The organism is Marinobacter subterrani, from assembly GCF_001045555.1.
GTDB classification, from domain to species: domain Bacteria; phylum Pseudomonadota; class Gammaproteobacteria; order Pseudomonadales; family Oleiphilaceae; genus Marinobacter; species Marinobacter subterrani.
Map to the genome: position 1 here is coordinate 3,226,838 of NZ_LFBU01000001.1, position 21,190 is coordinate 3,248,027.

The 21,190-nt window shown below is 61.0% G+C and carries 21 protein-coding genes; 16 read left to right on the forward strand and 5 right to left on the reverse strand.

What is annotated here, in order from left to right; genetic code table 11:
* Nucleotides 1–75 precede the first annotated feature (75 nt).
* From msub_RS14990 to msub_RS15010, 5 genes are all read left to right on the forward strand, one after another.
* Nucleotides 76–1,299, forward strand: a complete 1,224-nt coding sequence (locus msub_RS14990; RefSeq protein WP_048496756.1) for an alpha/beta hydrolase — start codon at nt 76–78, stop codon at nt 1,297–1,299.
* Nucleotides 1,300–1,333: 34 nt separating this feature from the next.
* The gene (locus msub_RS14995) at nt 1,334–2,245 is read left to right on the forward strand and encodes a LysR family transcriptional regulator (RefSeq protein WP_048496757.1); all 912 of its coding nucleotides are present in this window, start codon (nt 1,334–1,336) and stop codon (nt 2,243–2,245) included.
* 236 nt (nt 2,246–2,481) lie between these two features.
* The gene (locus msub_RS15000) at nt 2,482–3,702 is read left to right on the forward strand and encodes a Bcr/CflA family multidrug efflux MFS transporter (RefSeq protein WP_048496758.1); all 1,221 of its coding nucleotides are present in this window, start codon (nt 2,482–2,484) and stop codon (nt 3,700–3,702) included.
* Between the two features lie 237 nt (nt 3,703–3,939).
* Entirely contained in the window at nt 3,940–4,437 is a 498-nt protein-coding gene (tpx, locus tag msub_RS15005; RefSeq protein WP_048496759.1) for a thiol peroxidase, read from the forward strand.
* Between the two features lie 278 nt (nt 4,438–4,715).
* Complete coding sequence (locus msub_RS15010; protein WP_048497146.1) at nt 4,716–5,999, forward strand: MATE family efflux transporter; 1,284 nt, start codon at nt 4,716–4,718, stop codon at nt 5,997–5,999.
* Here the strand turns inward: msub_RS15010 and msub_RS15015 are convergent.
* Nucleotides 5,992–6,417 carry a thioesterase family protein gene (locus msub_RS15015; RefSeq protein WP_048496760.1) on the reverse strand — a complete coding sequence of 142 codons (426 nt, stop codon included), beginning with the start codon at nt 6,415–6,417 and terminating at the stop codon, nt 5,992–5,994. The genes msub_RS15010 and msub_RS15015 overlap by 8 nt on opposite strands.
* Nucleotides 6,418–6,711: 294 nt before the next feature.
* Here msub_RS15015 and msub_RS15020 point away from each other — a divergent pair, with 294 nt between their 5' ends.
* Nucleotides 6,712–8,343, forward strand: coding sequence for an MBL fold metallo-hydrolase (locus tag msub_RS15020; protein ID WP_048496761.1), 1,632 nt, complete (start codon nt 6,712–6,714; stop codon nt 8,341–8,343).
* Between the two features lie 39 nt (nt 8,344–8,382).
* Here msub_RS15020 and msub_RS21235 read toward each other — a convergent pair whose 3' ends face one another.
* Nucleotides 8,383–8,541 carry a YqaE/Pmp3 family membrane protein gene (locus tag msub_RS21235; protein ID WP_048496762.1) on the reverse strand — a complete coding sequence of 53 codons (159 nt, stop codon included), beginning with the start codon at nt 8,539–8,541 and terminating at the stop codon, nt 8,383–8,385.
* A 231-nt stretch (nt 8,542–8,772) separates the two neighbouring features.
* On the opposite strand from msub_RS21235, the gene msub_RS15030 reads away from it, so the two are divergent.
* Both msub_RS15030 and msub_RS15035 read left to right on the forward strand, forming a co-directional pair.
* Nucleotides 8,773–9,717, forward strand: coding sequence for a DMT family transporter (locus msub_RS15030; RefSeq protein ID WP_156182779.1), 945 nt, complete (start codon nt 8,773–8,775; stop codon nt 9,715–9,717).
* Nucleotides 9,718–9,733: 16 nt separating this feature from the next.
* On the forward strand, nt 9,734–10,258 hold the full coding sequence (locus msub_RS15035; RefSeq protein WP_048496764.1) for a hypothetical protein: 525 nt from the start codon (nt 9,734–9,736) through the stop codon (nt 10,256–10,258).
* On the opposite strand, the gene msub_RS15040 is transcribed toward msub_RS15035, so the two are convergent.
* Nucleotides 10,252–11,457, reverse strand: coding sequence for a MalY/PatB family protein (locus tag msub_RS15040; protein WP_227506746.1), 1,206 nt, complete (start codon nt 11,455–11,457; stop codon nt 10,252–10,254). The genes msub_RS15035 and msub_RS15040 overlap by 7 nt on opposite strands.
* Before the next feature lie 210 nt (nt 11,458–11,667).
* Between msub_RS15040 and msub_RS15045 the strand changes: the two genes are divergently transcribed.
* Both msub_RS15045 and msub_RS15050 read left to right on the forward strand, forming a co-directional pair.
* Nucleotides 11,668–12,555 carry an AEC family transporter gene (locus msub_RS15045; protein ID WP_048496765.1) on the forward strand — a complete coding sequence of 296 codons (888 nt, stop codon included), beginning with the start codon at nt 11,668–11,670 and terminating at the stop codon, nt 12,553–12,555.
* A 36-nt stretch (nt 12,556–12,591) separates the two neighbouring features.
* A complete protein-coding gene (locus tag msub_RS15050; protein WP_048496766.1) occupies nt 12,592–13,482 on the forward strand; it encodes a prenyltransferase in 891 nt (296 codons plus the stop codon).
* Here the strand turns inward: msub_RS15050 and msub_RS22485 are convergent.
* Nucleotides 13,472–13,786 carry a methyl-accepting chemotaxis protein gene (locus msub_RS22485; RefSeq protein ID WP_048496767.1) on the reverse strand — a complete coding sequence of 105 codons (315 nt, stop codon included), beginning with the start codon at nt 13,784–13,786 and terminating at the stop codon, nt 13,472–13,474. The two genes, msub_RS15050 and msub_RS22485, sit on opposite strands and share 11 nt — an antisense overlap.
* Before the next feature lie 106 nt (nt 13,787–13,892).
* Here msub_RS22485 and msub_RS15060 point away from each other — a divergent pair, with 106 nt between their 5' ends.
* A complete protein-coding gene (locus msub_RS15060) occupies nt 13,893–16,394 on the forward strand; it encodes an acyl-CoA dehydrogenase (RefSeq protein ID WP_048496768.1) in 2,502 nt (833 codons plus the stop codon).
* 40 nt (nt 16,395–16,434) lie between these two features.
* Here msub_RS15060 and msub_RS15065 read toward each other — a convergent pair whose 3' ends face one another.
* Nucleotides 16,435–16,740 carry a hypothetical protein gene (locus msub_RS15065; RefSeq protein ID WP_048496769.1) on the reverse strand — a complete coding sequence of 102 codons (306 nt, stop codon included), beginning with the start codon at nt 16,738–16,740 and terminating at the stop codon, nt 16,435–16,437.
* A gap of 193 nt (nt 16,741–16,933) precedes the next feature.
* Here msub_RS15065 and msub_RS15070 point away from each other — a divergent pair, with 193 nt between their 5' ends.
* The 5 genes from msub_RS15070 (at nt 16,934) to msub_RS15090 (ending at nt 21,147) form a co-directional block, all read left to right on the forward strand.
* Nucleotides 16,934–17,704 carry an ABC transporter ATP-binding protein gene (locus tag msub_RS15070; RefSeq protein ID WP_048496770.1) on the forward strand — a complete coding sequence of 257 codons (771 nt, stop codon included), beginning with the start codon at nt 16,934–16,936 and terminating at the stop codon, nt 17,702–17,704.
* Entirely contained in the window at nt 17,701–18,684 is a 984-nt protein-coding gene (locus msub_RS15075; RefSeq protein ID WP_048496771.1) for an ABC transporter substrate-binding protein, read from the forward strand. The genes msub_RS15070 and msub_RS15075 overlap by 4 nt, the downstream gene beginning before the upstream one ends.
* Nucleotides 18,685–18,686: 2 nt before the next feature.
* On the forward strand, nt 18,687–19,457 hold the full coding sequence (locus msub_RS15080; protein ID WP_048496772.1) for an ABC transporter permease: 771 nt from the start codon (nt 18,687–18,689) through the stop codon (nt 19,455–19,457).
* A gap of 192 nt (nt 19,458–19,649) precedes the next feature.
* Nucleotides 19,650–20,438: an ABC transporter ATP-binding protein gene (locus msub_RS15085; protein WP_048496773.1), complete on the forward strand. Its 789-nt coding sequence runs from the start codon at nt 19,650–19,652 to the stop codon at nt 20,436–20,438.
* Nucleotides 20,428–21,147, forward strand: a complete 720-nt coding sequence (locus msub_RS15090; RefSeq protein ID WP_048496774.1) for an ABC transporter ATP-binding protein — start codon at nt 20,428–20,430, stop codon at nt 21,145–21,147. The genes msub_RS15085 and msub_RS15090 overlap by 11 nt, the downstream gene beginning before the upstream one ends.
* The last annotated feature ends 43 nt before the right edge of the window (nt 21,148–21,190 follow it).

Here is a 21,190-nt window from a genome sequence, read left to right on the forward strand (position 1 = left end):
ACCGTATCCGGAATTGAATGATCACTCAACACTGACCACAAACTGCCCACAGGAAACTCGGTTTACCCGCAGCTTATGACCGCCATTAGAACGCTTCTTATCCTTATCGCCGTGTCCGCAACCAGTGCCTGTGCCACCACGCCTGAGCTGTATCGTCCGGGGCCCGCCAGTCTCCGGGCCGAACCGGTTGACGACTTCGACCGTTATCTTGAATCTGTCGAGCACTATGTCGACACCAACCTGGTCGCCGTCTCGGGGTTTGAGCGTGAGCAGCAGGTCCGGTGGAACCTGCCCTATCGGCTGGTGCCTGCGAAAAGCTGCGGATCGGAAAACCGGACTGGCGTTTTGCTGGTTCATGGCCTGAGTGATTCGCCATTCGTGTTCCGGGATCTCGCCCGTTACCTGGCAGACCGTTGCATCGAGGTCCGAACACTCCTGCTACAGGGACACGGCACACGCCCCGGCGACATGATTAATGCACAGGCGGAGGTCTGGCGGCAACAGGTTCGCCATCACTTCCAAGCCCTCTCGGAGCATGTCGACCGGGCGTTTATTGGCGGCTTTTCCCTCGGTGGAGCCCTGGCCACAGAGTATGCGCTGGCAGAGCAGGGTTCGCGCCCGGAGGGCCTGATTGCCATCGCGCCGGCCTGGAAGCTCAACGGTCTGAGCAATTACCTCTGGCTGGCGCCGGTTGCCGATGCCTTTGGCGATTTCGTGGAGAAGGAGCCGGAGCTCAACCCGGTCAAATACGAGTCTGTCACCTTCAATGCCGGCAGCCAGATCGGTGAGGTGATCTCCGGAATCCAGAGCCGGATGAGCCAGCAGGCTACCCTCCCCATTCCGCTGTTTCTGGCGGCCACCGAAGCCGACTCGGTGATCAATCTCGATTATCTGGTGCGCCAGTTCCGCAACCGGTTCAGTCACCCTCAGAGCCGCATGGTGATTTTCCGGGACATGCGCGAGCCGTGGGGCGAGAAGCCGGTGGATAAACGGATTGAGTTCCTCAACAGCTACCTGCCTGAGGCCAACATCCTGGAGTTCTCCCATCAGTCCCTGCTTATTTCACCTAACAACGAGCTTTACGGTCTTGGCGCCCCGCTGCAGCGATGCCTGGAGCCCAACAACCTGTCGCTCCAGGCCTGCCGTGAGCTGCAGGAGGACGAGCTCTGGTTCAGCGCCTGGCACGATAGCGAACAGCCGGTGTATACCAGCCGGCTAACCTACAACCCCTGGTTCGGACAACTGGCAGGCACGATTGGCAATTTCATCCTGGCAAACGCAACAGCCGGCACGCCATAGCGCGGGAGATTGACCTCGGGTTACACTGCCATTCATGAACCCGATTGATACATTGAACCTGGACTTCCGCTCTCTGAGCACCTTCCTGGCCGTCCTCGACGAGGGCAGCGTCTCCCGCGCAGCCGTGCGACTGGGGGTGACCCAGTCTGCTGTCAGCCACACGCTTGAGCGCCTGCGCCAGGCGCTCGGTGACCCCCTGTTCGTCAAGTCCGGGCGGGGCATCGTGCCAACCCGCTACGCGCTCCAGGCCGGCCCGCATGTGCGGCAGATCCTGGACGATTTGCAATCCCTGTCGTCCGGGCCGCCGTTCAGCCCGGCTACGGCCGAATTCAGCTTCACAATCGCGGCCAATGACTACCAGCGTGACCTGTTGTTGCCCGGTCTTGTACAAGTTTTGCGGAAAGAGGCCCCTGGCATCAGTCTCCAGGTGATCCCTTCGGGCATTCCCCGGCCCGATCTGTTGCGAAAGGACGTCTGTGACCTGGTCATCTCACCTCATGCCCCGGAGGCGACGGACATTATGCAGCGGGGCCTGATGGCGGACCGGATGGTGGTGTTCTACGACGCCGCTTACCGGCAACCGCCAGCGGATCTGCCGGAATACCTGAAGGCGGACCACATCGCCCTTTTATTCGCGACCGGCGAGAAACCAACGGTGGAGACCGCCATGGACACCCGTGGTCTGGTTCGTCGCAACGTGGTGACGGTTTCCAACTTTTCCGGCCTGCCGGAGTTCCTGCGGGGCACGGATATGCTTGCCACGGCGCCGGAAGGCATGAGCAAACACTTACTCCGCGACTTCGCGTGGGTTCCGCTACCCTTTGATTTCAAAACTTTTACCTTGCTGATGCTGTGGCACCGCCGCAATCAGAACGACCCCGCCCATAAATGGCTGCGTAATCAGGTGAATGCCGTTGCTGCCGCGCTCAATGCCCTGAAGCACTAATCAATTAGTTTTGCTCATAGGTTGTATGAGCCCTTATGGCGTTATCTTTCTGTTTTCCCTCGCCTAGACTGCTCGTCACTTGCCAATCGGTCAGGTTGGGGGTGGCTTTCCGAAACACGCTCCTTGCGGCACATCCATGTGGCGCTTGGGCTCCGCCATCCATGGCTCCGCACAGTTTCGAAAAGCCACCCCCAACCCGACCTGGTGTAACTTTTCGATAACGCATCAGGAAAACCATGCTGACTTTAACCAGTGTCTGGACAACGATACTTCTTGCTGCCGCTGTGGCTCTCGGGCCGCTGGCGACGGATATGTATCTGCCGGCGCTGCCTCAGATCGGTTCAGACTTTGGCACCGGTACCGATCAGGTCCAGCTGACACTGAGTCTCTATATGGTGGGCTTCGCCATCGCCCAATTGATTTGCGGGCCTCTGGCAGACCGATTCGGCAGAAAACCGATCATGATTGGCGGATTCGTGCTGTTCGCCATTGCCAGCATCGGCTGTGCCCTGGCCACCAATATCGAAACCCTGATCCTGTGCCGTTTCCTGCAGGCCCTCGGTGGCTCGGCAGGACCGGTATTGGGCCGGGCGGCTGTTCGCGACATCTATACACCCCGTGAAGCCGCCAAGATCCTTGCTATCCTGGCCAGCATCATGGCACTGGCACCGGCTATCGCACCGACCATTGGCGGGCTAATGACCGCCAGCCTGGGCTGGTCATCGGTATTTCTGGCGCTTGGTGGTTATGCGTTGGTGATGGCCGTAGTGGTCGCGTTTGGCATTCCCGAGCCCATGCGCCCGGAGCACCGCCAATCCCTGAAACTCTGCAGCCTGCTGCGGAACTATCGGACCATCGCAAGGGACATCAGCTTTCTGGGTTATACCCTGACCAACGCCCTGATCTTCTCCGGCCTGTTCGCCTTCCTGTCCGGCTCCTCGTTTGTACTGATCGACTTCCTGGGCGTGCCGACAGAACAGTTCGGCCTCTACTTCGCCTGCATGGTTGCCGGCTATGTAGTCGGCAACCTGACCGCCGTTCGCCTGGGCAGCCGACTGCTGCCCGACCAGATCCTGGTTCGCGGCCTGCTGATTGCAATGGCCGGTGGTGGCCTGATGGCCGCACTGGCCGTGAGCGAAGTGTTCAACGTCTGGGCGGTCATCCTGCCCCAGGCCCTGTTCATGATCGGCACCGGCATGGTCCTGCCCCAAACCATGGCCGGGGCCATGGCCAATTTCCCCACCATGGCCGGTTCCGCCTCCGCCCTGTTCGGCTTCACCCAGATGGCCATAGCTGCCGTTGCCGGCATGCTCGTCGGCCACCTGCACGACGGCACCTCCCTGGTCATGGCGACCATCATCGCCGCCTGCGCCGCCCTGGCCATGGGCTGTTATCTGCTGCTGGTTCAGCGTTATCCTGCCGAGGGTTTCGAACCACAAAGCGCAACCAGCAGTTAAGTTCAACTGAGAAAACGTAGGCTACTCCAAGGCATGGGGACTGCTGCGGAACGGTTATCCAAAACTGTGCGGAGCCATGGATGGCGGAGCCCAAGCGCCACAGGGATGTGCCGCAAGGAGCGTGTTTTGGATAACCGTTCCGCAGCAGTCCAGCCACCAAAGCTTCAGATGCAAAATCATCCAAAGTGAGCTAAACAGAGTACGTAAGACTCTAAACCAGACACCAAGGAGCATCCCATGAGCAGCGTCAACCTCGACGGCAACCCCATTGAGCTGAGCGGAAAATTCCCCGAAACCGGCGACAACGCGCCCCCCTTTACCCTGACCAACAGCGGCCTGGAAGAGGTCAAAATCGATAACTGGGCCGGCAAACGCAAAATACTGAACATCATTCCCAGCATCGACACCGGCGTCTGCGCCGCCTCCACCCGCAAATTCAACGAAAAAGCCGGCAGCCTCGACAACACCGTAGTCCTCGTCGTCTCCGCCGACCTGCCCTTCGCCGCCGCCCGATTCTGTGGCGCCGAAGGCCTGAAAAACGTCGAAACCCTCTCCACCTTCCGGAACTACAGCTTCCAGCAGGACTACGGCGTTGCCATCCAGGACGGCCCCCTGGCCGGCCTCTGCGCCCGGGCAGTCGTCGTGCTGGACGAAAACAACAAGGTTCTGCACAGCCAACTGGTCGATGAAATCAAGAACGAGCCGGATTACGATGCGGCGCTAAAGGCACTTTAAAAGGCTCGATCAGTAATCAGGCGCTTGGCCATAACGCCTGAGCTCGGGCGAAGCAGCCGGTGCGGCTTTCCAGGACTGTGCATTGCCAGGGATGGCAATGCCAAGCCCCCATGGATGGGTTCACGGCGTGCCCTGGAAAGCCGCACCGGCTGCTTCGCTAACACCCAAGCCAAGACCTGTTAGAATCCCCGCCCAAAGCCTGAACCACAACCCAAGGCCCCAAATACCCCGTGCCAACAACCACCCAAAACCCAAGCCTGGCCCGCCAGCTCTACAACATGACCTGGCCCATGCTCTTCGGGGTGCTGTCCCTGATGACCTTCCAGCTGGCCGACAGTGCCTTCGTGGGTCAACTCGGGCGGGACCCGCTGGCGGCACTGGGCTTCACCGTACCCATGCAGCAGCTGGTCAGCGGCATGTACGTGGGTCTCGGCATCGCGACCACCGCCATCATCTCCCGCACCCTGGGGCAGGGTGACGAACTGCGCGCGCAGCGGCTCGGGGGCCTGGTGATAACCGTGGGCGCCTCGCTGGCGCTGATCCTGTGTGTCTCGGTCTGGCTGCTGAAGCCCCTGATTCTGGACTTTCTGGGCGCCGAAGCGGCACTGCGACCGTTGATCCGTGAGTACTGGGCCCCCTGGCTGGTGTCCGCCTGGGCCGGCGCCATGCTCTATTTCGGCTACGCCGTCTGTCGCTCCAACGGCAATACCAAAATCCCCGGCTACATGATGATCACCACCAGCCTGTTCAACATCGCCCTGGACCCGCTGTACATCTTCGTCTTCGGCTGGGGACTGCCTGGCGCGGCCTGGGCCACCATCACCGCTTTCGGAATCGGTGCCGCCATGGTGTACCCGACCCTGATCCGCCGGCAGTGGCTGCGCTTCGATCTTCGGCAACTGCAGCTTACAGCCGCCTTCCGGCAACTGGGCAGCGTCATGGCGCCAGCCATGGTCAGCCAACTGATGCCGCCGGTCTCGGCCATGCTGGCCACCGCGCTGGTGGCCGGTTTCGGATCGGCTGCGGTGGCCGCCTGGGGCCTGGGTACCCGGCTGGAGTTCTTCTCCATTGTGGTGGTGCTGGCCCTGACCATGTCCATGCCACCGATGATCGGGCGCATGCTCGGGGCCGGAGAAATCGAGAAAATCCGCCGCCTGGTACGCATTGCCGTGCGCTTCATAGTCGGCTGGCAACTGGCCATCGGCCTGATCTGGCTCGCCGCATCGGGGCTGGTATCAACATGGTTCACCAGCGATGCCAAAGTACAGGAGATTCTCGGCATCTATCTGGTTCGGGTGCCGCTGAGTTACTGCGGCCTGGGCGTGTGCATGCTGATGGTGTCGGTGTGCAATGCCCTGGGGCTATCCCTGCGGGCCTTGCTGGTGTCTACCCTGCGGCTGTTTGTCTGTTACCTGCCGCTGTTGTGGCTGGGGTCGCAACTGAGCGGCCTGACCGGCCTGATGTCCGGCGCCCTGGTGGGCAACCTGCTGGCCGGCACCATGGCCTATGTCTTTTACCGGGCCGGGATGAAGCGGCTCCGGCAGGACGTTGGGGTCAGATGAAGCGCACGCGGAAGCTCTCGGGCACCGGCACCACTTGCTTGCGCTGGTAGTTGAAGAACACGAAGCCGTACTTGGCCAGCGCCACCGGCTGGCCGCTTTCGGCCTTGGTGACCCGGAACACGAAATCCCCGCCGTATTTGTTGAAGTCCATAACGCCTACTTCAAAGCGCAGCATTTCCGGGAAGAAGGACTCGGACTGGTACATGGTGGCGAGGTCGGTGACGATGATGCCGGTGCCGTCCTTGCTGGATTCGTGCAGGCCATGGCTGACCATGAACTGGGCCCGGGCTTCGGAGAGCATGGAGATCAGGGCGTCGTTGCCGAGGTGGTTAGCGCCGTTGATGTCAGTGATTCTGACCGGCATTCTCGTTTCAAAGCAGAAGACGTCGTCCGGGAAGGAGAGTTTGATTCGGGCCACTTGGGTTCCTGTTTTCACTGGGGATCCGGGGGCGAATCATACGCTGTTCGACTTTTAGTGTTCATCTTGGGATCTTACGGTTTAAATCGGTTATCTTGATGTTAAACGTCTGCGCCTTGAGTTTTGGTGGAGCGACGGCATGGAAGGGCTTTCCAAAACACGCTCCTTGCGGCACATCCCTGTGACGCTTGGGCTCCGCCATCCATGGCTCCGCACAGTTTTGGAAAGCCCTTCCATGCCATCGTTCGTATTACTCCCGCGCACCCAATAATTATGACTGAAAGATGGAACTCTATGGATATTCGCCCTGCCGCCACACTGGTTCTTACCCGCGATACGTCAGACGGTATTGAAGTCCTGTTGCTGCAACGCACCTGGGATGCGGTGTTCATGCCCGGCTATTTTGTGTTTCCCGGAGGCCGGGTCGAGGAGCATGAGACCCATGGGCGTGAGCATGTGATCGGGCCCGGCGACGCGGAGATCAGTCAGACCATGAGTGTCGACGAGGGCGGCGCGGATTACATGTTGGCGGCGGTTCGCGAATGTTTTGAGGAGTCCGGGATTCTACTCGCGGTGGATCAGCAGGGGCAGCTGGTGGACGGTGATCATCCGGCCCATGGTGATCGGCAGGCGGTCTTTGACGGTGACCTGTCGCTGGCGGATCTGTGCAAAAAACATGGGTTGTCGATCCCGCTGGACCGGCTGGCCTACCTGGGCCACTGGGTTACGCCACCGGGGCCGCCGCGGCGGTTTGATACGCGGTTTTTCGTGACAACCGCGCCTGAAGGGCAACCGGCCGGTCATGACGGCATCGAGACCATCGATCAGGTCTGGATTCGCCCGGAGCAGGCCCTGGAGGATCACCGGCGAGGCCAACGGTTGCTGGGGCTGCCGACCATCCGGACCTTGCGGATGCTGAGCGATTTCGAGACCACCGAGGTGCTCATGCGTTATGCCCACGCCAATCCGCCGGAGCCGCATCCGAGTCAGCCCTGGCCGGCGTTGAAAAAGGGCAAGGCGGTAACACTGGAGCCGGGTGCGCCCGCTTACGAAGAGGCGGCCAAACTGGACCCGGAGGGCGAAGGCTCAACCCACGCGGAGATCATTCCCGGCGAACCGGTTGAGGTGGCGGCCGGGGTAATACGGCTGACAGCGCCCAATCCGGGGATGATGACCGGGCCGGGCACCAATACCTATGTGCTGGGCCACGAGCGGTTTACCGTGATTGACCCGGGCCCGGCGGATGAGGTGCATATCGAACGCATACTGGAGGTGACCGGTGGGGTGATTGACCAGGTGCTGGTTACCCACACCCACAAAGATCATTCCCCCGCCGTGGCGGCGCTCAAAGAACGGACCGGATGCCGGGTATTCGGCTGGCCGGCGCCGGAAGGCGCGAGCCAGGACCAGACCTTCCGGGCCGATGACGAACCGGAGCATGGCGATCTGATTGTGACCGAAGCCGGCATCCTGAAGGTGCTGCACACTCCGGGGCATGCCTCCAATCACCTGTGTTACCTGCTGACGGACCAGGCATTGTTGTTCTCCGGCGATCACATCATGCAGGGGTCAACCGTGGTGATTAATCCGCCGGATGGCGATATGAAGGCCTACATCGAGTCACTGTATGACTTGCTGGCAGAGCCACTGCGTTATATTGCACCGGCCCACGGATTTCTGATGGGTCAGCCAGAGGCGGTAATCGATTTTCTGATTACCCATCGTCTGTCCCGGGAACACAAGGTGGCCCGGGCTCTGGAGGCGCTGACACCCACGGATCTCAAAGCACTGACCGCAAAAGCCTACGACGATGTACCGACAGCCATTCACGGGGTGGCGGCACGGTCAGCCCTGGCGCACCTGTTGAAGCTGGAGGCTGAGCACAGGGCGTTCCGGAAGGACGATCTTTGGCATGTCAGACACTAGCGCCCTGCCCGTGGCCTACCCGGACGGGACACCAGACGGCTATTTTTTGGCAATAATGTAGACGGCATGCACGATCCCGGGAATATAGCCCAGGATGGTCAGCAGGATATTGATCCAGAAGTGCTTGCCGATCCCCACCTGCAGGAAAACGCCCAGCGGTGGCAACAGAATCGCAATCAGAATTCGCAAAAGATCCATATTGGTCTTCTCCTTTACCGGATATAAGTGTCTGATACCTGCAACATAGCACTTCCGAACCAGGTTGCGCGGATACTGTCCCGAAGTTTTGCGATAACTTCATGAAAGCCGGATTAAACCTTTGTCACTGGCGACCCGATGACTGTCCGGAGGCAGCGGGAGGCAGACGCGGCGGGAGCGTAGTATCCTATGCGTTTTATCGGACCCAACCCAAGACAATCAGGAGTCTGTGTGCCCACGGAAAACGCCGGAATCGTGTCCCGAATGCCAGGTCTGGCCTACATTGGCCTGGTTCTCACGCCCCTGTTCTGGGCCGGTAATGCCGTGGTGGCACGGGGCACGGTTGACAGCATCCCGCCCCTGTCCATGTCGTTCTGGCGCTGGATTATCGCGCTGGCCATTCTGCTGCCCTTCGGGCTTCCGGGTATCTGGCGCCACCGCCAGGTTATCCGCCAGCGGTTCGGTTCCATGCTGGCCCTGGCGACATTCAGTGTCGCGGCCTTCAATTCGTTGCTGTATTTCGCGGCAACCACCACCACGGCCACCAATATCGCCCTGATCAATGCCACCATCCCGATTTTCGTGGCGCTGCTGGCCTGGATTCTGCTGGGCGACCGGACCCGCCCGATCCAGGCCGTTGGTATCGGCCTGGCGATCATCGGCATAGCCACGGTGGTAGCCCGCGGGGATCTCTCGGTGCTTACCGGGCTGCAGGCCCAGCCTGGCGACCTGATCATGGTGGCGGCGGTATTCAGTTGGGGGCTGTTTTCAGTCCTGTTGCGCCGCCAGGCGGTGCCACTGCCGGCCCTGACCTTTCTGACCACCCAGATACTGCTGGGTACACTGGTAATACTGCCGTTTTACCTGACCGACCTGGTGTTGTTTTCCGGCGGCTTTGACCTGTCACAGGACACCGCCTTGCCGCTGCTATATTTCGCGATTTTTCCGGGCATTCTGGCCTATGGTTTCTGGAATCACGGGGTGCATCAAATTGGCCCGGCCCGGGCGGCCATCTTCATGTACCTCACCCCGGTTTTCGCCTCGGTGCTGGCCGGCGTCTTTCTGGAAGAGTCCCTCGGGGTATTTCACATTATCGGTGGCCTGCTGATTCTTGCCGGGCTCCTGCTGGCAACCCAGACCGGCAAACGTGCCGGCTACCGGATCAAAGATCGGTAACGAAAAGGAGATCATCATGACTGAATCTGTTCGCCAGGCCCTGGGCAAGGGATTCGCGACCCTTCTGCTGCTGGCTGTCGCCCTGACAACCGCGGCCGCACCCTGCGATCCAGAGCAGGCCGGGTGGGTACCCAGCAAGTATTACCCGGCGGGCAGTGTGGTGTTTTATCAGGGCGACTGGTTTGAATCCCGCACGCTTCAGGAGGGTAAGGAGCCGGGCAGCGCCTTTGACTGGAAGCGGCTGGCGTCGGCTCCGGATTGCGGTGCCAGAGCCGCAAACGCCAGCGGCACTCCTGAGCCAAACGCCCCGAAAGCCGGCACCAGCGGGCAACCGCCGGCCCCGGGCCAGGATGAGGTGCAGGCCCTGTGTGAGCCACCCGAGCCCTGGCTGTTCTCCCGAAGCTACCTGGTGGGCAGCCTGGCCCGCCATGGCGGCAAGGTCTGGGAGGCGATCCGGCCCACCCACGGCGACATGCCCGGCATAGCCGAACCACCTCACTGGAAACCGGTGCCGGATCACTGCTCTGTGAAGGATCAGTGATCCGGGCCGAGCTTCCCGAGTGCCGTTTCAATCCGGCCCAGGACCTCTTCAAGCACGGCTCTGGGGCAGCCGATGTTCAGCCGCATGAAGCCACTGCCCTGGTCACCAAAGGACACCCCGGGGTTCATTCCGACCCCGGCATCCCGGACGAAGAACCGCTTCAGGCCGGCATCATCCAGCCCCAGCTCCCGGCAGTCCAGCCACATCAGGTAGGTGCCCTCGGGCGCTGATACCCGGATGCCAGGCAGGCGCCGGCGAACCGCCTCCACGAGCCAATCCCGGTTTGACTGCAGGTACACCATCAGCTCATCCAGCCAGGGGGCGCCGTAGCGATAACCGGCTTCAAAGCCGGCAATACTGAACGGGTTACACTGGGGCAGATGCATGGACTCGAAGACCGCCTTCATGGCGTTGCGCCGGTCGGCATCGGGGATCACCAGAGCCGACAGCCCCAGGCCGGGCATATTGAACGTCTTGCTCGGAGCCACCGCCATCACCAGGGCGTCGTCCGGCCCGGCGAGCCTGGCCAGCATGGTGTGGCGGGGTTTGTCACGATAGGTCAGGTCGCAGTGAATCTCATCCGAGACCACCACCAGTTGGTGCCGGCGGGCAATGTCGAGCACCGCCCTGAGCTCCACTTCTGCCCACACACGCCCGACCGGATTGTGGGGCGAGCACAGCAGAAGGATGCGGGCATCGGGCCGGGCGGCGCACTGCTCGAGATGCTCCAGGTCCATCCGGTAGTGGCCCGCGTCGACGCTGTCCGGGGCTTCCGGCACCAGCGGGTTCTCGATCACGGTCCGGCCACTGTGCCGGACGGAACTGAAAAACGGCGGATACACCGGCGGCTGGATAATCACCCCCTCGCCCGGCCGGGCATAGGCCATGCAGGCGGCGTTCAGCGAGGGCACCACACCGGGTGCCATCAGGATCCATTCCCGGCGGATCTCCCAGCCGTGCCGGTGTGCAAACCAGTCAATCATCGACTGGTAAAGGCTGTCGGGAAACAGGGTGTAGCCGTACACCGGGTGCGCCGCCCGTTCACTCAGCGCCCGGGTGACCGCCTCGGGCGCGGCAAAATCCATGTCAGCCACCCAAACCGGAATGACCTCCTCCGTGCCGAAGACCGCCTTGCGGGCGTCGAATTTCACGGAACAGGTATTTTCACGGGCAACGGGCTGATCAAAGTGGCTGGACACAGGGGCTCTCCACGGCGAGTTGAAAGGCGGACGAGACATATTGTGGTGGGCCACGCGGGCCATCGCAACCGGGTCTGGAGGCTTGCCATCCACCTCAAGGCTCCGGCTTTGGTCGAACATCGGCGATTAGTGCTTGCCCTCACGGCCCGATACTTGCGAACCTAACCGTTTATTCATTCAAAATTCTTTCAACGCGTTTCGGAGCCTTCGATGCTTGGCCAGATCCTTTCCACGATGGCCCCGGTGTTCCTGATTACCGGTTGTGGCGCCCTTTACGGCCGCTACCGTAGCCCGGATATCCGTGGTCTGAACGTATTGACCATGGAACTCTTCATGCCCCTGCTGGTGTTCGCGGTATTGGCCGACCAGCAGGCCCCCATGCAGGATTATGCCAGGCTCGCGCTTGGCGCTACCGTGGTGGTGCTCGGCTCGGGCATCCTTCTGTACCCGCTGGCGAAGGCACTGAAGCTGAACCTGAAGACCTTCCTGCCGCCGATGATGTTCAACAACTCCGGCAACATGGGTATTCCCGTTCTGCTGCTGGCATTCGGCGATGCCGCGCTGCCGGCGGCCATTGTTCTGTTTATTGTGGAGATGCTGCTGCACTTCACCATCGGCCTGTACATGCTGGACCCCCATTCCTCGATCGTTCAACGCCTCCGGCTGCCGATCGTCTTCGCCTGTATCGCCGGCCTGGCCGTCAACCTCAGTGGCTTTTCGCTTCCGGGCTGGTTGCTGGACAGCATGAACATGCTGGGTGAGGTGAGTATCCCGCTCATGCTGTTTGCCCTGGGCGTCCGGATGCTGGAAATCGACTTCAACGACTGGAAACTCGGCCTGCTCGGCGCTATCGCCTGCCCCGCCAGCGGGCTGATCCTGGCCTGGCCCATGATCACGGTGCTGGACCTGCCGGGCTTGCAGGTAGCGGCACTGTGGGTCTTTGCAGCCCTGCCCCCGGCGGTGCTGAATTACCTGGTGGCGGAGCAGTACAACCAGGAGCCCCACAAGGTCGCCTCACTGGTATTATTGAGCAACCTGGGCAGCCTGGTGGTAATGCCCACGGTACTCGGGCTGGTCTTTGCGGCCGGCTACGTCTGATCACCTGCCAGGCCGGTTTTGCCGAGGAAGGCTTCGATGTCTGAAACTGCTGCCGTCATGCGCGCCGCTCGCCCCAACTTCCTGATACTGGCCCCTCTGTGTGCCGGTTCAGGGGTGGCCCTGGCCTGGCAACAGGGAACACCGCCAGCCCTGCTGGACACCCTGCTGGTGCTGATCGGCGCCCTGCTCGCCCACGCTGCCGTCAATCTGCTCAATGAATACGAGGACTTTGTCTCCGGCCTGGACCTGATCACCTGCCGCACGCCGTTTTCCGGCGGCAGCGGGGCGCTTCCGGAAGTACCCGCCGCTGCCCGGCGGGTGTTGCTGGCAGCCCTGGGAACGCTGGGGCTGGTGGTGGCAATCGGTGTGTATTTTCTCTGGCTTCGGGGCCTGCCGATGCTGGTGCTCGGGGCCGCCGGGGTGGCACTGGTACTGACCTATACCCGCTGGATTACCCGTTCGCCCATCGTCTGCCTGCTGGCGCCGGGGTTGGGGTTCGGCCCGGTAATGATTCTCGGCAGCCTGATTGCCCTGGGCGCCCGGATCGACGTGACGGGCCTTACGGTTTCGCTGATCAGCCTGCTTCTGACGAGCGAGCTGTTGCTGATCAACCAGATCCCCGATGCCGAAGCAGACAGGCAAGTCGGACGCCGGCATCTGGTAATCACTCTGGGTCAACCGGCGGCGGGCAGGCTCGTCGGCGTTCTGCTTTCGGGCAGTTACGGTGTGTTGGGGGCAGCCATCCTGGCCGACTGGCTGCCGCTATGGACCGCCATCGCCCTGGCCCCAACTCCGGCGGCCCTGTGGATCAGCCTGAAACTGCCCGCGGCTGTGGCCGATCCCCGGCAGCTCAATACCCTCCTCGGCCTCAATGTCGCCGTGCTGCTGGCGACATTGGCCCTGCTGATTTGTGGCCTCAGCCTTTGAGCCGGAACACGCTGACCCGGGAACGCAATTGCCCGGCGCAGGCCGCTTCAATGGCGGCATTGAGCGCCAGCAGGTTGGCCGGCTCCACGATGGCGCTGATCACTTCAATGATCTTCCCGATATTGGCGCCGTCTTCAGAGACCCGCTGAACTGTCCGGGACGCCTGTTCCAGGGTTTCGGCCAGTTTGCCGATCGAGACGGTGGTGTCCTGCAGCGCGCGGTGATTCTCCACCAGCACGGCGTCACGAATGGCAATGGCCCTGTCGTGGACACTGCCCCGGAAATTAATAGCATGGCATTGCAATCAATCTTTACATCCCGGCTGCGTCCCCCTTGCAACCGCAAAGACTTTAACCGATGGTTATGAGCAGTTTCCGGTTGTTTGCATTCACGATATGGAGGTCTGTCCCATGAGTGTTCTTCTCCTGATCATCAGTGCCCTGGTACTGATCTATCTGGGCATTGGCGGCACCACGGCCGCCGCGGTGATGTCCATTGCCACCATTGTCGGCCTGTTTCAGGATGACTGGCATCTTCTCAGCATCCTGTGCGGCGGCGTTCTGCTCGCCCTGGCGCTGATTCTGGTGATCCCCGGTGATTTGCGCCTCGACAAGCTCAGCCGACCACTGCTGGGCTGGGTGCGCAATCGCCTGCCAAAACTGTCGGATACCGAAGCCGAGGCCCTGAAATCCGGCTCGGTGGACTGGGATGGCGAACTCTTCTCCGGCCAGCCCAAATGGGGCAAGCTGCTGGATGCCAAACCGGCCCACCTCACCAGCGAGGAGCAGGCGTTCCTGGATGGCCCGGTGGAAAAGCTCTGCGGAATGCTCGACGACTGGAAGATCACTCACGAGCATTACGACCTGCCCGAAAAGGCATGGAAATTCATCCGGGAAAACGGCTTTTTCGGTCTGGTGATACCGAAAGAAGATGGCGGCTTGGGCTTCTCCAACACGGCCCACTCCGAAATCGTGATGAAAATCTCCACCCGCAGTGTGTCGGCGGCGGTGACCGTGATGGTTCCCAACTCCCTCGGCCCCGGCGAACTGCTGATGCATTACGGCACCGATGAACAGAAACAGCACTATCTGCCGCGACTGGCCGGTGGCGACGAGATCCCCTGTTTCGCCCTGACCTCTCCGGTGGCCGGCTCCGATGCCGGCGCCATTCCGGACAAGGGTATCGTCTGCAAGGGTGAGTGGAACGGCAAGGAAGTGCTGGGCCTGAAGGTCACCTGGAACAAGCGCTACATTACCTTGGCCCCGGTGGCGACCCTGATCGGCCTGGCCATCAAGGTCTACGACCCGGACAAAATGCTGGGCGATAACGAAGAGATTGGTGTGACCTGCGTGCTGGTGCCTCGGGAAACCGAAGGCGTCAATGCGGGCCCCCGCCACTTGCCCATGAACACCGTGTTCATGAACGGCCCGACCTGGGGCAACGATGTGTTCATTCCCATGGAGCAGGTCATCGGCGGCCAGGACATGCTGGGCAAGGGCTGGACCATGCTGCTCGAGTGCCTGTCCATCGGCCGCTCCATATCCCTGCCGGCCCTGGGCACGGGTGCCGGCAAGGTCGCCAGCCTGGCGACAGGCTCCTACGCCTACACCCGGGAACAGTTCGGCCGCTCCATCAGCCAGTTCGAGGGTGTGCAGGAAGCGCTGGAACCCATTGCCGGCTACACCTACATGATGGACGCCGCCCGGCTGCTCACCTCCGGCATGCTGGACCGGGGTGTGCGGCCTTCGGTGCCCTCAGCGGTGCTGAAATACCGCAACACTGACCTGATGCGGGAAGTGATCAACCACGCCATGGATGTGGTCGCCGGCCGCGGCGTGATCACCGGCCCCCGTAACTTCCTCGCCCGGGCCTACCAGGCGGTGCCCATCGGGATCACCGTCGAGGGCGCCAATATCCTCACCCGCAGCCTGATGATCTTCGGCCAGGGCTCCATCCGCTGCCATCCCTTTATTGTTGAGGAAATCGAAGCTGCAGGCATGGACGATGAAGACAAGGCCGCGAAGAAATTCGATGGCATCTTCTATCGCCATCTGGCCCACACCACCCGGAACGCCCTGCGGGCCCTGCTGCTGGGTCTGACCGGGGGATTGATCGAATCGGTGCCGCGCCAGGGCAATATCAAATCCAGCTACCGCCAGCTCGCGCGGTTCTCGGCGGCCTTCGCGCTGATGACCGACGTTACCCTGCTCACGGTCGGCGGTGGCCTCAAGGCCCGGCAGCGGCTCTCCGGCCGCATGGCGGATTGCCTGGTGCAGCTGTATTACGCCACGGCGGTGATCAAGCAATGGCATGAGGAAGGTTACCCCGACGACCAGCGCCCCCTGGTGGAATGGTGCCTGAAGACCTGTCTGCGGGATCTGCAGGGCTCCATGCGTGAAGCCATTATCAACTTCCCGGTACCGGCACTGCGCTGGCCCCTGAGGCTGCTGGTGTTCCCGCTGGGTGCCACCGGCCTGAATGGCCCGGACGACAAGCTCGGTGCGACAGTGGCCGAAAGTATCGTCAAGGACACCCCGCTGCGTCAGCGGGTCAGCCGTGGCGCCTACACCACCATGGACCCGGAAGATCCGCTCGGGCGCGTACTCAATGCCTACAAACTGGCCAACGAGACGGCGGACATGCGCAGCCGGCTGCATGAGGCCATGCGTAACCGCGATGAAGATGAGCTGGGCGGCATTGACCTGCTGATGGGCCATCAGCGCAAGGAACTGGTGGACTGGGCCTGCGCCCAGGGCGTGGTGAAAGCAGACGAATGTGACAAACTGCTGGAAGCACTGGAAGCGCTCTATGATGTGATCCGCGTGGATGCGTTCGATGCCGACGGCCTGAAAGCGCTCTCGCGCTGTGCCAAAGGCAAACGCAAGGTCGTTGAGCGCCCCGCCAGAGAATGATCCCGGTTAAGGAGCGGGCCGCACCCACGGCCCGCTGGGCTCACTGATCCAGAATATCGAGGATCTCCCGGGTATCCCGGATGATCGTATAGACCCGGTCCTCAATGCGCACTCTCTGGCGATTGCCGTCAATGTCTTCAACGGTGCCGTAGCGCAGCAGATCGCGGTCCAGGTAATCCCCTTCCCGGTAATTCACTTTCTTCTGCCAGCCCGGTGGCAACGGCTCGCCCCGCTCGACCTTTTTCTGCAGCCCGGGAGGGAGCTGGTCGCCCGGCGGCTGGGCTGCAACCGGCAGTGAACCCACGATACCAATGCCCAGCAGGGCGGCCGTCAGCAATTTTCTCATAATTACCTCTTTTCCAACTGATGGTGTCCTGTACCGATTTATGTAGGCCTGACGCAAAGTCATGGTCACGGGTTCCCTGCCCGGCCCGAGAAATAGGTACAAATGCATAATCCACTTTTAACTTTGCGCTCGTAGTTATAAAATTAACCTTATCTATTCTTTTTTAGAATATAAACATATTCTGGCAGGCTATATGGAACTCCTATTCGACCAGGTAACCAAGAGCTTCGGCGACCTGAATGTCATCAAGCAATTTGACACCACCATCAAGACCGGTGAGATCGTCGCTCTTGTTGGCCCGTCTGGCTGCGGCAAGTCCACGTTGCTGCACATGGTGGCCGGTTTGCAGAGTGCCTCTACCGGCACGCTCACCGCGAACGGCCAGGGCGTGTCCAGCCCCTCACCCGAGCGGACGCTGGTGTTCCAGGAGCACGCGCTTTATCCCTGGATGACCCTGCTGGAAAACGTGGCGCTGGCCCTTGAATTCCAGAACCAGCCGAAACAGACCGCCCGGAACGAGGCCGGCAAATGGCTGGGGCGGGTCAAGCTGACCGGTTTCGAGGATTACTACCCGCATCAGGTGTCCGGTGGCATGCGCCAGCGCTGCGCCCTGGCGCGGGCCTTCATTGCCCGGCCACAGGTGCTGCTGCTGGATGAACCGTTTGGCGCACTGGATGCCCTCACACGGATGACCCTGCAAAGCGTTCTGAAAGACCTGATCGAAGAAGAACGCCCGACCGTAGTTCTGGTCACCCACGATGTTGACGAAGCGCTTTACCTGGCCGACCGGGTGCTGGTGTTCAGCAACCGCCCGGCTGTCGTACTCGAAGAAATCACTCTGGGCCACATTCCCAAGACCCACGACTTGTCGGCCTTCGCCGATATCCGTCGCGACGTTCTGAACCTGCTCGGTATCGATACCGACACAACCTCAACTCCTGTTGAGCAAGGAGAAACTGCATGATTCGCTGGTTACTTACCGCTGTTCTGGCATTGGCGATTGCCAGTCCCGTTTCCGCCGCAGAAGAATTCCGGGTTGGCTATGTCCGGGTTATGGACGATGCCCAGGCCATGCTGGCCTATGAAGCGGGCCTGTACAAAAAGTACGGACTGGACGCCAAGCTGATCGAGTTCAGCTCAGGCACCGATCTTATCAAGGGCATCGTGGGTGGCCAGCTCGACATCGGTGTGCTTGGCTTCTCCAACGCCTTTACCTGGGTGTCCCGAGGGGCCGACCTGAAAATCGTCGGCGGCGCCCAGCGTGGTTACCACTCACTGCTGGTGCGTGAAGATTCCGGCATCGAATCCGTGGCCGACCTGAAAGGCAAGACCCTGGCTTCCCAGAAGCAGGGCAGCACAGCCGACATCGTGCTCAAGGGCGTGATGCTGGACAACGCCGGCCTGGATTCCGGAGAGCTGAACATCATGGGCGTGGCGCCTGCGGTTGCCGTTCAGTCCCTGGTTGGCGGCCGGGTGGATGCCGCCTTCCTGTTCGAACCCTATGACCGCATTGCCCAATTGGTGGCGCCGGTCAAGCAGATCTATCAGATCGGTGACGTCTGGCCGTTCCCGTGCATGGTGGTTATCACCTCCGCCGATACCCTGAAAAACCGCAAGGACGCCGTGTGGGCGGCCCTCGATGCCCAGCGTGAGGCGATCGAGATGCTTGAAAACCAGCCGGCGGAAGCCGCTCCGCTGATCACCGACTACTTCATCAAGGATGAGTTCGTGGAATCACGCGACCAGGGCAGGATTCCGGCCGAGGAAGTGATTACCTCCGCCATCAAGACCAACGACTTCAGCGCCCAGCTGTCCGGGAAGGACATCGGCCGGATGAAGGAACTGGCCAGCATCATGCAGGCCCAGGGCATTCTGCCGGCGGATAAGGAATTCAACGTTGATGCGCTGCTTGATCTGTCCTGGCAGAAGGCCCGCGAGCTCTAACCATGAGTGCTAATCAAGCCACCGGCGTTGCCAGCAAACGGGCCTACGTGGTCGCCATCGCCGTCATCCTGTTCTTCTGGCAGGTGGCGGCCTGGTTCCTGCCGGACTTCCTGATGCCGGACGTGCCTGCGGCGTTTGTCCGGCTGTGGGAAGAGTTCAACAGCCCGACCTTCTGGGAAGGGCTGGGCAACAGCATGACCCGCCTGGGTGCCGGCTATGGCTCGGCGATTGTGCTCGGCATTCTGGTCGGGCTGGTCGGGGGCACACTGAATGCGGTGCGCAGCACATTGAAGGCTGCCATTATCATCCTGCAGTCGATCCCCTCCATCGCCTGGGTGCCGCTGTTCCTGATCCTCATGGGCTTCGGCAACCTGCCGATCATCGTGGTGGTGGCCATTGGCGCCTTCTTCCCCACCGCCCTGAGCGTGATGAACGCTACCGAAAGTGTGGAGAAAGTCCATATCTCCGCGGCCCGGGTGATGGGCGCCTCGAAATTCCAGATGCTCAGGCGGGTGTATTTTCCCGCCGTCACGCCGGAGCTGATTACCGGTGCCCAACTGGCCTTCGGCAACGCCTGGCGGGCACTGATTTCCGCTGAAATGATCGTGGGCTTCAGTGCCGGCCTGGGTAAATCCCTGGCCTATTCCGGCGAAATCGCCGACATGACCGGGGTGATGACCAACATCCTGGTGATCGCCGTGCTGGCCGCGGTGATTGATCAGGTCATCCTTGAGCGGATCAAACACCGGTTGCTGCGTTACCAGTATCTCTGAAGCCGGTTTTCCCCTTCCGGGAGGCGCCCTGCCTCCCGTCATTTCTTGACAGACGTCACACCCTCCGACTATTACTTGATGTCAGTTTCATTGGCAGTATCTGCAACCTTTTCAGAAAAAAGTCTGAATAACAACGAATAACGATCCTGCGGCACACCAGCCGCCGGCTTGAACCGAAAGGGGTGTATTTCCGTGAACGACCAGGCTGAGGGCACACAGGCAACGCCGTCTCCGATCATTCTTGAAACCCGTAATCTGCAGAAGGATTTCAAGGGCTTTACCGCCATCAACAATGTCAGCGTGCAAGTGCAGACAGGGAGCATTCATGCCCTGATTGGCCCCAATGGTGCCGGTAAAACCACGTTTTTTAACCTGCTGACCCAGTTTCTCAAGCCCAGTGCCGGCCAGATCATCTACGACGGTAAAGACATTACCCACTCCCGGCCCGCCGGAATTGCCCAGAAAGGCCTGATCCGTTCGTTCCAGATCTCGGCGGTGTTTCCGCACCTGTCCGCCCGTGAAAATGTGCGCATTGCCCTGCAACGGACACTGGGGGTTTCGTACCAGTTCTGGCGCTCCAAGCGAGTGCTGGATCAGCTGAACGAGGAGGCCCAGGCCACCCTGGAACTGGTGGAACTCGGCGACTTTGCCGACACCAAGGCAGTGGAACTGCCCTACGGCCAGAAGCGGGCCCTGGAAATCGCCACCACCATCGCCCTGAAACCCAGGCTGATGCTGCTCGACGAGCCCACCCAGGGCATGAGCTCCGAGGACGTGAGCACGGTTACTGACCTGATCAAGCGGGTGGTCGAAGGCCGCACTATCGTGATGGTAGAGCACAATCTGAATGTGGTCGCCACCCTCGCCGACACGATTACCGTGCTCAACCGCGGCGAGGTACTGGCCGAGGGTGATTACGACACCGTTTCAACCAACCCTGCCGTGATGGAAGCCTACATGGGGACCACCGATGCCGCCTGATCAACGCCCGGAGTTGCTTCGGATCGAAAACCTGCATGCCTGGTACGGCGAGTCCCACATTCTCCATGGCATGAACCTGACCCTGCACGAAGGCGAGGTCATTACCCTGCTGGGCCGCAACGGCTCCGGACGCACCACGACCCTGAAGGCCATTCTCGGCCTGGTGGGCCGGCGTACCGGTTCCATCAAGATTCATGGCACGGAAGTCATCAACATGCCCACACACCGGATCGCGCACGTGGGCAAGCTCGGCTATTGCCCGGAAGAGCGTGGGATTTTTGCCTCTCTCAATGTCGATGAAAACCTGGAACTGCCGCCGGTGGTGGCCGAGGGTGGCCTGTCGGTGGACGAGATCTACACCATGTTCCCGAACCTCAAGGAACGCCGGAAAAGCCAGGGCTCAAAGCTCTCCGGCGGTGAACAGCAGATGCTGGCCATCGCCCGCATTCTCCGTACCGGGGCCACCCTGCTGTTGCTGGACGAGATCACCGAAGGACTGGCCCCGGTAATCCTGAAATCCCTGGATGAGGTGATTCGCAAGCTGCGGGAGAAGGGCTTCACCATTATTCTCGTAGAACAGAATTTTCGTTTTGCCGCGCCTCTGGCGGACCGTCACTACGTGATTGAACACGGTCAGGTGGTGGAACAGATTGACGCCGCCGATCTTGAGGCGAAAAAAGAGCAGTTGAACAGGCACTTGAGTGTCTGAGCCTGTGGGCCTGGTACGCCAGAAGCGCACCGACCCTGAATCT

Coding starts and splice junctions, on each gene's coding strand:
- msub_RS14990 (WP_048496756.1), top strand. CDS start 76: ATGACCGCCATTAGAACGCTTCTTATCCTTATCGCCGTGTCCGCAACC.
- msub_RS14995 (WP_048496757.1), top strand. CDS start 1,334: ATGAACCCGATTGATACATTGAACCTGGACTTCCGCTCTCTGAGCACC.
- msub_RS15000 (WP_048496758.1), top strand. CDS start 2,482: ATGCTGACTTTAACCAGTGTCTGGACAACGATACTTCTTGCTGCCGCT.
- tpx (WP_048496759.1), top strand. CDS start 3,940: ATGAGCAGCGTCAACCTCGACGGCAACCCCATTGAGCTGAGCGGAAAA.
- msub_RS15010 (WP_048497146.1), top strand. CDS start 4,716: ATGACCTGGCCCATGCTCTTCGGGGTGCTGTCCCTGATGACCTTCCAG.
- msub_RS15020 (WP_048496761.1), top strand. CDS start 6,712: ATGGATATTCGCCCTGCCGCCACACTGGTTCTTACCCGCGATACGTCA.
- msub_RS21235 (WP_048496762.1), bottom strand. CDS start 8,541: ATGGATCTTTTGCGAATTCTGATTGCGATTCTGTTGCCACCGCTGGGC.
- msub_RS15035 (WP_048496764.1), top strand. CDS start 9,734: ATGACTGAATCTGTTCGCCAGGCCCTGGGCAAGGGATTCGCGACCCTT.
- msub_RS15045 (WP_048496765.1), top strand. CDS start 11,668: ATGCTTGGCCAGATCCTTTCCACGATGGCCCCGGTGTTCCTGATTACC.
- msub_RS15050 (WP_048496766.1), top strand. CDS start 12,592: ATGTCTGAAACTGCTGCCGTCATGCGCGCCGCTCGCCCCAACTTCCTG.
- msub_RS15060 (WP_048496768.1), top strand. CDS start 13,893: ATGAGTGTTCTTCTCCTGATCATCAGTGCCCTGGTACTGATCTATCTG.
- msub_RS15065 (WP_048496769.1), bottom strand. CDS start 16,740: ATGAGAAAATTGCTGACGGCCGCCCTGCTGGGCATTGGTATCGTGGGT.
- msub_RS15070 (WP_048496770.1), top strand. CDS start 16,934: ATGGAACTCCTATTCGACCAGGTAACCAAGAGCTTCGGCGACCTGAAT.
- msub_RS15075 (WP_048496771.1), top strand. CDS start 17,701: ATGATTCGCTGGTTACTTACCGCTGTTCTGGCATTGGCGATTGCCAGT.
- msub_RS15080 (WP_048496772.1), top strand. CDS start 18,687: ATGAGTGCTAATCAAGCCACCGGCGTTGCCAGCAAACGGGCCTACGTG.
- msub_RS15090 (WP_048496774.1), top strand. CDS start 20,428: ATGCCGCCTGATCAACGCCCGGAGTTGCTTCGGATCGAAAACCTGCAT.